This is a genomic window from Vibrio sp. vnigr-6D03, assembly GCF_002835515.1.
Taxonomy (GTDB): Bacteria; Pseudomonadota; Gammaproteobacteria; order Enterobacterales; family Vibrionaceae; genus Vibrio; species Vibrio penaeicida.
On sequence record NZ_PIZL01000003.1, the window covers coordinates 82833 to 96367 of the forward strand.

Below are 13535 nucleotides of genomic sequence, written 5' to 3' on the forward strand. Positions count from 1 at the left end.
TTGGTAAAATGATTCGGAGAGAAAACATGAACGAACTGGTGAAACACGTACAACATTCGTTTATCGATGCGTTTGAGCAAGAACCTAGTTACTTAATTCAAGCTCCTGGGCGAGTAAACCTGATAGGTGAACACACCGATTATAATGATGGGTTTGTGTTGCCATGTGCCATCAACTATCAAACGGTAGTGGCAGCCAAAAAGCGCGAAGACAACTTAATAAAAGTCGTTGCGTTGGATTATGGCAGTGAATACGACGAGTTCAATATCGTAGAACCGATATTAAATGAGCCAAATAAAATGTGGTCGAACTACATTCGTGGCGTTGTACTGCATTTACGCCATCGTGGGTACGTATTTCAGGGGGCAGATCTGGTGATTTCAGGCAACATCCCCCAAGGAACAGGATTGAGTTCTTCTGCGTCACTGGAGGTCGCGATTGGTAAAACCATGTCTGAGATCTACGGCCTCGATATTGACGAACAAGACATTGCGCTTAACGGACAAGAAGCCGAAAACCAGTTTGTAGGCTGTAATTGCGGCATCATGGATCAGTTGATTTCAGCAAAGGGCAAAGAGGGCAGTGCACTGCTTATCGATTGCCGAACATTAGAAACGTTGCCAATCTCGTTGCCAGACGAATTGGGGGTTCTAATCATCAACTCCAACAAGAAGCGTGGCTTGGTAGACAGCGAATACAACACGCGACGCCAACAATGCGAAGAAGCCGCAAAATTCTTCGATGTTCCGGCTTTGAGAGACGTATCAGAACAGCAATTGTACTTTGCTAAAGATCAGCTAAGCGACGTGGTTTATCGCCGAGCAAAGCACGTGATCACTGAAAACGAAAGAACGGTATCCGCCAGTTTAGCGTTGAAACAGCGTAACGTCGAAGCACTGTCTGCACTGATGCGCGAATCCCATCGTTCGATGAAAGAAGATTTTGAAATCACTATTCCAGAAATTGATTACTTGGTGGCTAAAATCGACGATTTGATAGGGAGCACGGGTGGCGTAAGAATGACGGGTGGAGGCTTTGGTGGCTGTGTTATTGCACTTGCCCCTAAAGAAGCCATTCCACTTATTCAGAAAGACGTGATCCCCAGTTATTTTGATAAATTCGGGCTACATGCCGAGCTGCACGTATGCTCTGCCGAATCTGGCACGTCGGTCGTTGAGCTATGAAAGGAATAGCAAGAGACGGTAAGCCACCCAAGGTGGTCACATTGACCAATTCACAAGGCATGTCGGTGTTTGTGATGGACATCGGAGCAACATGGTTAACCTGTGTTTTACCCCTAGAAAGTGGCCCGCGGGACGTGGTTTTAGGCGTAAACGACATGGATGATTTCTATCGCCAGACTGCGTACTTCGGCGCTAGCGTCGGGCGCTATGCAAATCGTATCGAAAATGGGCGCTTTACACTGAATGATAAGGAATACCAAGTTTCGCAAAACCAAGCACCACATAGTTTGCATGGTGGTGCAGAAGGGTTCGATAAAAGACGCTGGCGCATTGAGCATAACAACAGCCAGTGTGTTGTATTGTCGCTGGTGTCTTCTGATGGCGATCAGGGTTTTCCTGCTCAGATTCAGGTAAAAGCAAAGTATGAGCTGTGTGAAGATAATCGGCTGCTCATCGAATATTCGGCGCACTCCAATGGCGACACGATTGTTAACTTAACTAACCATGCCTATTTTAATTTGGATGGGCAGGGCGACATCCTTAACCACAAGCTAAATGTTCATGCCGATGAATACTTACCCGTCAATGCAGAAGGCATTCCAGAATCGGAACCGTTGAGTGTTATAGGAACGGGCTTTGATTTTCATACTACAAAAAGTATTAAGCAGGATTTGTTACTCGATGAACATCAACAAAAAGTCGGAGGGTACGATCACTCTTTTATTCTTAAAGGCTCAATTGAAAGCGCTAATCAAGAACAGCCAATTCTGACAAAAGCGTGTTCATTAATATCTTCTGATTCCGCAGTAGCGTTGAATATTTCGACGAACCAAGAAGCGATTCAAGTCTACAGCGGAAACTATCTTGCAGGTACGATAGGAAAAGAGGAAGCATATAATATTCACAGCGGTATTGCTCTTGAAACTCAGTGCCTGCCTAATTCTCCAAATCGAAATTTGTCTGCTTGCTTATTAAAAGCAGGTGAATCCTATCTAAATACCACGTCATTTCAATTTGTGTTTTGAGTAAAAGCTCATGCACTCAGATTAAGATAAGCCAGAGCTGATATAGAAATGTCTCCCTGTTTAACCGTTTATAAAAAAACCTTAAAACAATGAGATTGCACATAATATACGTCTAACTTTTGACCTAGACGAATTGAGCGCACACAATGAAACCTTGCGTAAATTGGAAGAACATAAAAAGACGGCGTCATTCATAAAAATTAAAACGCTGCTCAACCCAGATGGTTCGTTAAAACCCAATGGCACTACTATCCAGTATAAAGAGAAGGCATTTGAAAGCGGATGACAGATAAACATTTTATTGATCACCATTATCTAGAAATCAGGAAGAAAATTGATTCAGAAGTGGCAGCGCTAAATTTACCAGAAGAGCGTATGCCTCCTACAATGCTTGAAAGGTTGACGGCAACAATTGATCAGTCCAAGCCTTACCTGAAGGAGGATTTAGAAGGGGTAGAGATGAAATCCTATCAAATGAAAGCTATCTCGCAGGTGAAGCCACATTTCGAATTGTTGTGTGAACGCGCAATGCGAGGGGACCCCAATGCTTACTTGGAATGGCATTTGAAGCTGATTTACCACTTCGGTCAAACGTTTTATCGTTTGAACTTTAATGCGGGGCAATCTGTGCCGATTAACGTCAACCAGCACTCTTACCCAGCGGTAGGTAAGGAATTTGATGCCTACCTAGGCTTAGATGACTGGGTACGGATATTTTCAGTAGCGCTGATATTACAAGATTACAATGGGGTATTTGAGCTTTGCCAAATGGATGAATACTTTATTGATAAAGATATTCACACAGCGAATAGCAACGACAAGCAATTCGATAAAGCCATGTTACGGCTATTAAAGGGAGTGATGTACCCCGACGCAGATATGGACAACCTATTAAAAGATGCGGCAGAAAAGGTATTCCAACCTGAAGCAATAGGCAGAACCAGAAGAAACAATGATCAGCGCGTAGATGAAGTGCAATACCGATATTTGCCTATAATCTCGCTGATCCACGCCATGTTCTGTTCTCAAAGAGAAACACTGTATCCCGAAAAGCTTAAATCAGCGGTAGAAGACCACAAAGCTTTTTGGGGGCGCTACACCAGACCCGATGAGATTACCGATAATGATATAGATGGTCTTAATGCTTACGACAGTGAACAATGGATTGCGTGGTTGATTACAGGTCTTGCTTCTTTGGCTTATCACCGCTGGGGGTTGGAACCAAGTGTAGATACCTTTTATGTTCCTGAGTGGATGGTAAAGGGAGATATTTCCAAAGGTTACAAAAGTAAAGCCGAAGTGTTTGGTGACGACTATTAACCAATATCTAAATTTTAATCTGGAAAATCAATAAAAGGAAAAGAGGCTTGTGAAAGCAAGCCTCTTTTTATACACACAACCACATTTCCTTTCTAAACTTTTTAAGTTACCTACCTATGAAATCCCCTCAAACTAGAAGCTTTATTTAAAGTGAATGGTTGACTTATTCCTTCGGTCTATGAATAAACCTAAATGACAAAAAAGATCAGTTTGATGATATATATTTGGATCCGCCGACAATTGTGGAATACAAGGGTAGTGGTCGTCTACCGCCTTCAAAAGCCGCTGCGATTGGAGTGATGGTAAGAAATACGAACAGGGTACTTGGGAGCACGCCGATGCAACACTTAAGAAGTATGAGAGGTTTGCTATAGGTAATGAAATCAAGCAATGGCCAGCAGAAAAGCGTTTAAAATTCATAGCAGAAACTTCTAAAATGAGAAAAGCACTTGATCGAGGAAACGTCCAATTCAAAATGGTCACTCAAGTGGTAAATTCAAATAGTACATTGGGTAATGTTGTAGTAGATACGTTTACCCTTAAGAAGCCCGAATAATATGTCTGTTGGACTAAGTAATGAGAAATAAACATCATCGAGCACTTTCTGTTGATGACGACAGAAACCTAGAGATTCAAGTTTGGTTAATTCCTGTGAATGATCTTCATGATGAGAGTAATGAATTAGATTTGCTCTCTGAAGTTGGTTCTTTGGAATCATACGGTAATAGGTATAAGAGTGGTGTAATTGTGTCAATACTCCTGTCTCTAGACAAAAATTACACTCGCTTCATGCAATATTGTTCAGCGCAAGCAGGTTGGATGGCGTTTCGTTCCATCCTATATCGAGGAAAACAACCGTATTTCCGGTTAGAGTTTCTCGACACATCAATGGAGCTTGAACCAGCAAAGGGCTCTTACGGGTTTTATGATTGGATGGACGCGGTGAGCGCGAATGCAATGATTCGTAATGACGAAGGGGTAAAAGAGCTGTGCCTTGTAGAGCAGGAGATTCTCGGGACGTACTTCGATGAACCGTTTAGACGAGTGAACAATATCTATTTTGAGTTTTTTAAGGTGTTTTATAGCGATGAAACAGACCCTCAAATAAGGGCTGAAGCATTGAACAGTGTTCGAGCAATAGGTGAGCTTGGTACTATTAACGCCATTGTGGAGCGAGAAATCGAGAACCGCGTTCACTCGCTCTACACCCCACTGGTAGACATTATTGAAGCGATTTGGCAAGGCAACCACGAAAGCGTCGAGCGAACCGTATTAGAAGCGATGGATAAAAACTACCATTACTTTGCGTATCTTGTTCCTGAAAAAGGACAGCCGAATGGCGAAAAATCACTGGACTTGGGTGATGTTGATGCCATGTTCTACGACAAAATCATCGCCTTGCTTGCTGTGTATTTTGAACAAACGGGTAAGACGATGAGCTTCGATAGTCCATATTTACCGGAATGGATCATCAAAAACGAAGGACCAACTATTCAAGAGGTTCTAGCCAATCCACCCATATTCGATCTGGAACACGTATTAGGCAACCAATAAAGGAAAAGAGGCTTGTGAAAGCAAGCCTCTTTCTATTTACGCAGTCATATTTTCATGGGAATACTGTTTAGATTACCTACCCATGAAATAGCCCTATGTCTCTCTTATGGTCAAAGATAGGTTTTGCGCTTCTGAAATTAGGAGAAGCAGCGGAGCAAGTTGCATCAGACAAAGGTTGGGGCAGACCATTGGCTACCGTAGCAACGGGGCAGAAAAACGGCGGCAACTACCAGTTCGACCAAATTTATGTCGACGGCAACGGCAAAGTCACGATAGTGGAGGCAAAAGCTGGGGTAAATGCAACGCCAAGTAAATCCTCTCACAAGGTTGGTGATGAGCGCTTTGAGCAGGGGCATTCTCGCTACACGCAAAGTATGTTGAGGCATATGGAAGAGAAACTTGCTCTAACAGGTGATGTGGGCTTGAAAGAGACATTACGTTTAATTAAAAGCGCAGCTCAAAGAGGCAAATTAACGTATAAAGTTGTTCATCAGCGAATTGACTCTAATGGACAGTTAGGCAAACTAACCATCACCGATTATAAGCAGGAACGCTCCGAGGTTTTACCGTTATGATAGATATCAATAAACATCATTTTAAGCAGTTGATTAATCAACAATCTCGTCAGGAAAACGATACTAAATCTCTCTGTGATGATATTGCTTATCTTCATGGTGACTTTGATGAAATATTTACAGCAGATTTGTATCAGAATGCTATTGATTTTGGTGCACATGATCTTTTTAGCTACTGGTCTAAGTCCCTAATACTTGAAGTGCCTCGATTACATTCGAATTACATTCTTGCTCGTGTTGCAGAAGCTCATCAAATGGTGCTTCGGATGCAACGTTATTCAGGTAATGAAGTTATAGTAACGAGTTTGGGGCGAGAGCTCACCTTACGCTCTGGTGAGTATAAGCATCTAAGTGTGGAGTTTTACTTAACCAGTCTGTGCTTTAACACTTTACTTGGTTATAAAGAAGGGGAGCAGGAGATTTTAGACTTTACTTTCTCCGACTTTAAAGGCGGTATGACGTCACCAGTTCCTGATGTATGTGAAGCTTTCTTTGATTTATTTAAGGCGTATTTCGCAAACGAGCAAGATAAAAGCGTTCGTGATGCTTTGATGGATAATTTGTATCCGTATTTGCAAATGGGTGTAATTGAATCGAAATCTGAAGTATTTGTAGAGCGCTATTATCAGTTCCTATTTATGCCGCTCTACAGCATTGTTGCGCACTCTTGGGGTTATGATAAAACGGATTTGGATACTACAGTAAGAGCTGCAATGGATGCTAATTATGAATATCACGCAAACATCGCACCTGAACCCGGAGCGAAAAAAGGTTCTGAATCCCAAAAACTATTCGGACCACGCGCATACATCCATCATCACATTATGGCGTTTCTTGCGGTACATTATCGGCACACAGGGAAAACGGTCTCCTTCCAAAGTGACTATATTCCAGAATGGGTCATCAAAGGCGAAGGCCCCACCCGTGAGGAAGTACTCGCCAACCCACCCGTGTTCGATCTGGAACACGTATTAGGCAACCAATAAAAGGAAAAGAGGCTTGTGGAAGCAAGCCTCTTTAATTCAAGGATAGATATTGAAAAAGAGATTTCAAACCATACAGGGTGGTGGAGTTGTTCAATTGAAGGGATATTTGTTTATCCAAAGTAATAAACATTTCTCTCAATACAAACTAATGATTAGAATTAATTAACTTTCTTAAATTTAAAGAGTGATAATTATGAAAATAATTCCAATAATTTTATTGGTGTTAAGTTTTCTAGCGCCTGTTGTTAATGCAAAAGATATCGGTTTTGGTACGTTAAAAGGGGTCAAAGTTTACGATTTTAAAACAGACAAATCTCTTCGTATTTATTTCAATGATAGCGCTACCCACCTAAACAAAGATTGCAATGGCATTGCCCGCTTCACATTCAGCCGCCATAGCCCTGAGTTTATCGATAAAGTGTTAAGTGTTGCTATGGCTGCGCAGATTTCGGGTAAAAAGGTCCGAATTCACTCGGAAGATGGCAGTTGCGAAGGGGCATTTATTGCACTTCAACAAACGTATTTTTAAATAGTAGGTAAATTATGAAGAAATGGATATTCATTGTATTGCAATCGGTATTATTGATATTTGCGAGCGGAACAGCTTTTGCGCATTATAACTCGAATATGACTGGTGTTCTTAAAGGTGTTTTTGTATATACGGATGGCGACTACATATATTTAACGTTAGAGAATCAACCTAAATCTCACCCAACTTGTAAACCTAACTATTTTGTTATTCCGGATACGGTACCGAGTGATAGAAGACAAATGTTACTTTCTCGATTATTAACGGCTTATGCATCAAAAGAGAACGTGAATATAGGGTTTGATGCGAGGGGAGATTGTGCTCACGGGTATATTCGTGTTCATAGAGTTGGTTAAATATACTCAAACCACCTCAAGGTGCTAGGTTCAGCGAGAGTTGCTTGGTTTTCAGGCAAGACACCAATTTGCAGATCTAGTGGTTCTAAATCAATAATTGGTAACGCGGCATGAAAGTCAAGCAAACTCGCCCTTGGGAGCTCATCTTCTGTCCCATTTCATCGTCAAAGAACTTGGAAAGGATTCGTCATTCCACTGCATTCTTCTCCTTGAACTGACACAGAAGATAGAGCTCTGAATCCTGCACCTTGAGGTGGTTTGAGTATGTATTACACATTAATAAGGGTATTTATGAAAAAGTTGGCTTGGCTCGTTCTATTGATTCTACCGTTTGGCGCATTTGCTTCCGGTCATTACAAGTCGGGAAAAATCAGTAACCTTACCGCTGTGACGTCAGGCATTATGATTATGATGGATTCAGGGTTACCTTCGAAATGCGCGGGTTCACCCTATGGCTGGATGAAAATAAATCAGGAATATACGGCAATTTCTTCTGTTGTGTTAACAGCATGGGCAGCAGGTAAAACATCAGGAACCGTTTATGTCTCTGGTCGGGAAAATGGGACAGGGTACTGCATAGTTACTCAGTTTGATCCAGCCGGTTAAAATCAACGTCAATTGGGAAAATGGAAATGAATAAATATTTATTAGGCTTGTTTGGTTTATTGTTTAGTTCTTCAGTGTTCGCGGTTGGAAACAGCCAAGGTGGAAAGATTGTTCATATTGCGTCGGTTAATGATGCAATCTTGTTTAATATCGCCGGTAACTCAGAATCTAATCGCCCTGCTTGCGCGACGACTGGTCGCTTTTCTGTCCACAAAGATAGCGTGCACGCCTCTCTTGTTCTAACTGCGTTTGCAGCCGATAAAACGCTGGCGAACGTAAGAGGGCTAGGAACCTGCCACTTATGGGGTAACTCTGAAGACTTACGCTGGATTGAAATCTGTCCACTAAGTGGTTGTCCTTAGAAACCTTTGAAAGAGAGGCTGGTGAAAACAGCCTCTCTTTTTATATTTGTATTTTCATTCTAACAAAGTGACTCAGTCTACTTAGTTCAGCCTGCTATTTACGGTTCTCATTTTTCTTATACTCTACTGCCAATCCACCTTGTGAAAGAATAAAGTTTTCAAAATTATCTTGGCTTTTGATCGATATACCGTGGTCGAACTCGATAAGTTCATTCTTGTCTGTTACCAATAGTAGCGCTGACGGTTGTGCGCCGGCATCGTTAGACAACTCAATCCCTTTTCCTTTCGGCGCGAGTGAGATTTTGGATATTTGGTTCACCAACTCTTCACCAAGTAGGTCGACAATTTCTTGTGGCAGAGGTGATAGGGTATAACTCCCCTCAATGCTTTTAACTAGAGCGTCGCTCGGGGCGACAATAGTCGGTTCTTGCGCGGGTGGTACGCTTTCGCCCGTTAAACAGATTTCGGTCAAGTCTTTTGCTACTTTGGATGCGCTAAAACGATCATTGTTTGAAAGAACAACCGCAATGCACTTTCCGCCTAAGTCAAACTGCAATCGGCTTGTAAATCCTTGGATTTTTCCACCATGCCCTACGGTTTTGATTCCTGCAATGTCTTGAATGCTGAACCCAGCGCCGTGCTGAACCTCAGTAATACTGACGTGATCCATTGTCAGGTACTCGAACTGTTGCGGGGTAACAATATCCGATTGAGTCAATTGGTACGCAAATTTCGTAAGGTCTGAACTGGATGAGCGCAATGCACCTGCTGCTTGAGCTATATCGACAGAGGGTTCACTCGCGGGCTTCAAGTGGTTGTCGAAGCGAGTCCAGCCCATAACAGAAGGTGAGGAAAAGCCGATAGAATCCAAACCAGCAGGGGTTAGGACGCTTTCAGCCATATATTCCAACCAAGGTTTACCTGATACTTCCTCAATGAACAGCCCAAGTAAATAGTAAGCAGCATTAGAGTACTGGTAATAACTGCCTGGTTCGAAATAAATAGGTGAAGCGGCAATTGATTTGAACACTTCTTGTGGTTCACTGCTTGCGTTTTCTTCATATAGGCTTGGGATATCACCCAGCCCTGAAGTGTGGCTGAGCAACTGAGTCACCGTTAAGGGTTTGAATTTTTCCGGTAACGTCGTCCAGTAGCCACCAATGGGCGCATCAACATCAATTTGATATTCATCCGCAAGCTTCAAAATGGTCACGGCAGTCAGTGATTTAGTTATTGATCCAATAAGATAATTTTCTGGCTTGTTTGATTCGGTATTTACATGAAATAAAGGTCGACCCTCTTTCAGAACATAGGCTTCCCCTTTAAAAGCCCACGCTTTTCCAAGCTTGGATCCGTAGCTGGAAATGTAGCTCTCCATAGCCAATTTTGAATGTTGGTTTTCTATATTGAGAGTCGATGAACAGCCTGCGGTAATCGCTATAGTAGAAAATAGAGCAAAATGACTTTTTGATAAATGCATGTAATATCCTTTGTACCCCACAACACTAGGGGTGTTTTGGGAGGGATATTACAAAAGTGATGAGAAATTATAAACTACAAATTTTGATAGGTTATTGAAAATTGGTAAATTATTGAAGATTGAAGATTGAAGATTGAAGATTGAAGATTGAAGAGTTACGTCGTTCGTTTTTACTTTGCTAAGCCCCTTGTATATATACCCAAGTATCTTGAGGTTACTTGGGTATAGGGGCTTAGGATTTAGATTGATTTTTAATTGGGGTTCAATGGCACAAAACAGTCATTCAGTTTAGCCAGAGTTCCCCAAGGTGTGAGCAGCTATTTTGCACACACAGAAGGGTAACATTGATACACAGCTCGAATACCATGGAACAAGCTGTCGTATACTACCGACGGATGAGTTTCAGTGGTTTCGATTTGGTAGGTGGAATTGATAGTGAATTGATTAGAAATAATCTTAGAAACCAAGTCGATACCACCAATGTGTTCTATGTACAGCTCCATAATGTCGGATGGAATGTCCTCTTCCCAAGCAGCAGAAATGTAGACCATATGTTGATTAGATGGGAAGTTTGCTACAGCGTCCGCAAACCGCTCTACCATAATTTGATTATCCCACCACAAAGAAGGATCTATTGCTACATAGCCTTCGAATACTGCTCTCGCGTTGGGGGAGAGTAAGCTTGAAAGTGTGAAAAGCCCGCCAAAAGAATGACCAGCCAGCACATCAAATCCATCGGTGCGATATTCTTGATTAACCCAAGGAACAAGTTCTTCGACAATAAATCGTTCAAATTGCTGACTTTGTCCTGTAACAATACCTGGAGGGACGTTGCCTCCGGTCACAACGGTAGGCGTTAAGTCTCTAGCGCGCGTGAGGTCAGGGTTTTCAACGCCAACTAAAATTGCGTCGGGTACATCAGCACGAGTTGTTAGCGCCCACATCGCACCTTGTAGATTCTTTAGTAAGTATTTGCCATCGGTCGTGTAGATCACAGGGTAGTGTTTGGTTGGGTTTTCGTTGTAGCTATTTGGAAGTGAAACCCACACGTTTCGCTCTTCACCCAACACCGACGAGGTCAATGTAAAAGGCTTTATTTCCGGCCATTGCAGCATGTCTGATGACTGGGCAGCGGATACCCAAAACAATAGAAGAAAACTTACCCACTTATTCATATTTACGCCTCTTATGTTAGAAGGAGTATCGATAGAAATTATCGATAAATAATATGAGATTATTTGGATATATAAGCGTTTGTCTTGATGGTTTACATATTAGATAGAAAAAATGCGACGAGCGATCGAATAAAGAGATACAAAGATAACCCAAACAATTAACCAATGTTTGTACGGGTTTGAGTATACGCCCTTAACAATCTAAGGGCTTGATTTTACTATCCGCTTCTCATCCATTTCGGTTTTGTAAGCCAGTTCCAGTTGCTTAAACGGAAGGGGCTTGTAGAAGTAGTAACCCTGAATGTAGTCGCAATTCACATTGGTGAGGCATTTGAGTTGCTTTAGCGTTTCAACGCCTTCTGCAATCACCTTAAGATTTAAGCTGTGCGCGAGTTCTATAAGAGACGTAGTGATCAGCATGCTTTGATTATTGGCTGGCAATTCGTCAACAAATTCTTTGTCTATCTTAATAAAATCAACGGGCATTTGGCGTAAGTAGTTGAGCGAAGAAAAGCCAGTGCCGAAATCATCAAGCGCGACGGTGACCCCGAGTTGTCGGATTTGATGCAGCACATCAAGGATGGAGTCTATATCCGCAAGCAAACCACTCTCTGTTATTTCTAGCTCAAGATGCTCTGATGGTAATCCACTCTTCTCCAATGCCTTGACTACGTGATTAAAGAAGTCGGGGTGCTTGAGCTGTTTCGTTGATACATTCACTGCCATTCGAATGTTTATGCCTTTCTCAAGCAGCGTTTTGGCATCGTTGCAGGCTTGTTCTAGAACCCAACGACCTAAAGGAATGATTTGACCCGAATCTTCGGCAATGGGTATGAAGTCATTAGGGTAAATCGTGCCTTCGGTATTGTGTTCCCAGCGCACAAGTGCTTCAACGTTAAATTCATCACTCGCATTAACATTCGTTTTAGGTTGGTATAGCAAATGAAAGTCATCGTTTTTAATCGCATCATGAATATCATGTTCACGTTGTAGCCTCAGAGAAAACGTAAGGTCCAACTGCTCGGTGTAAATGCGGCATTGGTTTCTTCCTAGCTCTTTCGCCGACGACATGGCTAAATCAGAATGTTTTACCACTTCCACTAGGCTGATTGAATCCTCGATGGTGGCAATACCGATACTGGCTGTAATACTAACGGACGTTTCGTCGATCAATACGGGTTCGCTGATCGACCTACGGAGCCTGTCTGACATGGGTTTAAGCTGCTCGGCAGCACCAAACGCGATGATGGTAAATTCATCACCACCAAGGTGAGAAACAAAGTCTTTTTGTTTTACACATCTCGAAATACGCGAACCAATGAGCTTTAGAACATTGTCTCCTTGTTCAAACCCAAATTTGTCGTTGATGCGTTTAAAGTAATCTAAGTCGATATACAAAACGGAGTAGGTTGTTTTGTTTTTCCGAGATGCTTTGTCCCTTTCTTGGATCTTCCGCCAAAAATACCGCCGATTGGGCAGTTGGGTGGTGTATTCAAACCCAGTGTAATTTGTGCTGTCGTGCTTTTCATCTAGGCGAAGATTTGAAATATCGTGGATGATACAAACAAAGTGTGTCACTTGCTGACGTTCGTTTTTAATCGGGGCAATGTTAAGCCGAACAAAGTGTTTTTGTTCTCTAATGGTTCGCGTGGAGAACTCGCCTTCCCAATAAGAGCCTGCGGTTAAAACACGGTTCATTTCTGGATAAATGGGCTCTGCCTCTCCACACCATCTTTCAAGCAGTGCCAAAGGCTGAGAGCTGGCGATATCCTCTATTTGGAAAAGCTTTTTAAACTCATTATTGATGTTAAGCACTTTGCTCTTGGAGTTGAAAATGATCACGGCCGCGGGTTCAGATTTGATCGCATCGCCAATGATTTTCATACTGGCATTTTCATCAAATAATTGGGCAATGTCCGATTGAAGGTTTCGCTGCCTATGGTTAAGTTCTGTAACCAGTTTTTCATTAAGTAATGCAATGTCCCGAGCCTTTTGCATCATGTCTTGCTCTACTTTGAAATGCTCGGTTCGATTTTCGATAATAAGTAGATTGCAACCGTTATTGTTCGAAGCAATAGCAGTCAGTTGAATCTCTTCACCTTCTGCATTGGATTCTGTCCAGACTCCAGAGCTGATAGATTCTTTTGATTTGGGCTTACACCAAACGGAATCGGCATCAATGATAAAATTTTCGATGAAGGGAAAAGCAAGGCACAGGTCAATGAGGTTAGCATCAAACTTAGTTTCGGTTTGATCATAGTAGAGTTCACTAAACCAATTAGCGCAAGGGTTCAATAACGTAAAGGTCTTGTCTTGGTTTCGCAATAGGACAACATAGTTTAAAGACGTCAATACTGCTTCTAAGTGGTTCATGGTGTTGTCC

The 13535-nt window shown here is 42.1% G+C and carries 13 protein-coding genes; 10 read left to right on the forward strand and 3 right to left on the reverse strand.

Translation table 11 applies throughout. The features are described from left to right. The first annotated feature begins 26 nt into the window (after positions 1-26). From galK to CW749_RS05090, 10 genes are all read left to right on the forward strand, one after another. Positions 27-1184, forward strand: a complete 1158-nt coding sequence (gene galK / locus CW749_RS05045) for a galactokinase (RefSeq protein WP_101110957.1) — start codon at positions 27-29, stop codon at positions 1182-1184. After that, positions 1181-2209, forward strand: coding sequence for a galactose-1-epimerase (gene galM / locus CW749_RS05050; RefSeq protein WP_101110958.1), 1029 nt, complete (start codon positions 1181-1183; stop codon positions 2207-2209). Before galK ends, galM begins: the two co-directional genes overlap by 4 nt. A gap of 282 nt (positions 2210-2491) precedes the next feature. Further along, complete coding sequence (locus CW749_RS05055) at positions 2492-3529, forward strand: Imm49 family immunity protein (protein WP_237322339.1); 1038 nt, start codon at positions 2492-2494, stop codon at positions 3527-3529. A 576-nt stretch (positions 3530-4105) separates the two neighbouring features. Further along, positions 4106-5083 (forward strand): immunity 49 family protein, encoded by a 978-nt coding sequence (locus CW749_RS05060; RefSeq protein ID WP_101110959.1) that lies wholly within the window; start codon positions 4106-4108, stop codon positions 5081-5083. Positions 5084-5178: 95 nt separating this feature from the next. Further along, positions 5179-5658 carry a hypothetical protein gene (locus CW749_RS05065; protein ID WP_101110960.1) on the forward strand — a complete coding sequence of 160 codons (480 nt, stop codon included), beginning with the start codon at positions 5179-5181 and terminating at the stop codon, positions 5656-5658. Next, positions 5655-6644: an Imm49 family immunity protein gene (locus CW749_RS05070; RefSeq protein WP_101110961.1), complete on the forward strand. Its 990-nt coding sequence runs from the start codon at positions 5655-5657 to the stop codon at positions 6642-6644. Before CW749_RS05065 ends, CW749_RS05070 begins: the two co-directional genes overlap by 4 nt. A gap of 193 nt (positions 6645-6837) precedes the next feature. Continuing rightward, positions 6838-7173, forward strand: a complete 336-nt coding sequence (locus CW749_RS05075) for a hypothetical protein (RefSeq protein WP_101110962.1) — start codon at positions 6838-6840, stop codon at positions 7171-7173. A 14-nt stretch (positions 7174-7187) separates the two neighbouring features. Further along, positions 7188-7529, forward strand: coding sequence for a hypothetical protein (locus tag CW749_RS05080; RefSeq protein ID WP_101110963.1), 342 nt, complete (start codon positions 7188-7190; stop codon positions 7527-7529). Between the two features lie 291 nt (positions 7530-7820). Continuing rightward, positions 7821-8135, forward strand: coding sequence for a hypothetical protein (locus tag CW749_RS05085; RefSeq protein WP_101110964.1), 315 nt, complete (start codon positions 7821-7823; stop codon positions 8133-8135). 26 nt (positions 8136-8161) lie between these two features. Beyond that, a complete protein-coding gene (locus CW749_RS05090) occupies positions 8162-8497 on the forward strand; it encodes a hypothetical protein (protein WP_101110965.1) in 336 nt (111 codons plus the stop codon). A gap of 94 nt (positions 8498-8591) precedes the next feature. On the opposite strand, the gene CW749_RS05095 is transcribed toward CW749_RS05090, so the two are convergent. From CW749_RS05095 to CW749_RS05105, 3 genes are all read right to left on the reverse strand, one after another. Continuing rightward, entirely contained in the window at positions 8592-9977 is a 1386-nt protein-coding gene (locus CW749_RS05095) for a serine hydrolase domain-containing protein (RefSeq protein ID WP_101110966.1), read from the reverse strand. Positions 9978-10294: 317 nt separating this feature from the next. Then, positions 10295-11152, reverse strand: coding sequence for an alpha/beta hydrolase-fold protein (locus tag CW749_RS05100; protein WP_101110967.1), 858 nt, complete (start codon positions 11150-11152; stop codon positions 10295-10297). Positions 11153-11353: 201 nt separating this feature from the next. Next, positions 11354-13525 carry an EAL domain-containing protein gene (locus tag CW749_RS05105; protein WP_101110968.1) on the reverse strand — a complete coding sequence of 724 codons (2172 nt, stop codon included), beginning with the start codon at positions 13523-13525 and terminating at the stop codon, positions 11354-11356. Positions 13526-13535 lie beyond the last annotated feature (10 nt).

Excerpts from the sequence above, each read along its gene's own strand:
- CW749_RS05055 (WP_237322339.1), top strand. The coding sequence starts at position 2,492 with ATGACAGATAAACATTTTATTGATCACCATTATCTAGAAATCAGGAAG.
- CW749_RS05100 (WP_101110967.1), bottom strand. The coding sequence starts at position 11,152 with ATGAATAAGTGGGTAAGTTTTCTTCTATTGTTTTGGGTATCCGCTGCC.
- CW749_RS05080 (WP_101110963.1), top strand. The coding sequence starts at position 7,188 with ATGAAGAAATGGATATTCATTGTATTGCAATCGGTATTATTGATATTT.
- CW749_RS05060 (WP_101110959.1), top strand. The coding sequence starts at position 4,106 with ATGAGAAATAAACATCATCGAGCACTTTCTGTTGATGACGACAGAAAC.
- galK (WP_101110957.1), top strand. The coding sequence starts at position 27 with ATGAACGAACTGGTGAAACACGTACAACATTCGTTTATCGATGCGTTT.
- CW749_RS05095 (WP_101110966.1), bottom strand. The coding sequence starts at position 9,977 with ATGCATTTATCAAAAAGTCATTTTGCTCTATTTTCTACTATAGCGATT.
- CW749_RS05085 (WP_101110964.1), top strand. The coding sequence starts at position 7,821 with ATGAAAAAGTTGGCTTGGCTCGTTCTATTGATTCTACCGTTTGGCGCA.
- CW749_RS05070 (WP_101110961.1), top strand. The coding sequence starts at position 5,655 with ATGATAGATATCAATAAACATCATTTTAAGCAGTTGATTAATCAACAA.
- CW749_RS05065 (WP_101110960.1), top strand. The coding sequence starts at position 5,179 with ATGTCTCTCTTATGGTCAAAGATAGGTTTTGCGCTTCTGAAATTAGGA.
- CW749_RS05075 (WP_101110962.1), top strand. The coding sequence starts at position 6,838 with ATGAAAATAATTCCAATAATTTTATTGGTGTTAAGTTTTCTAGCGCCT.
- CW749_RS05105 (WP_101110968.1), bottom strand. The coding sequence starts at position 13,525 with ATGAACCACTTAGAAGCAGTATTGACGTCTTTAAACTATGTTGTCCTA.
- CW749_RS05090 (WP_101110965.1), top strand. The coding sequence starts at position 8,162 with ATGAATAAATATTTATTAGGCTTGTTTGGTTTATTGTTTAGTTCTTCA.
- galM (WP_101110958.1), top strand. The coding sequence starts at position 1,181 with ATGAAAGGAATAGCAAGAGACGGTAAGCCACCCAAGGTGGTCACATTG.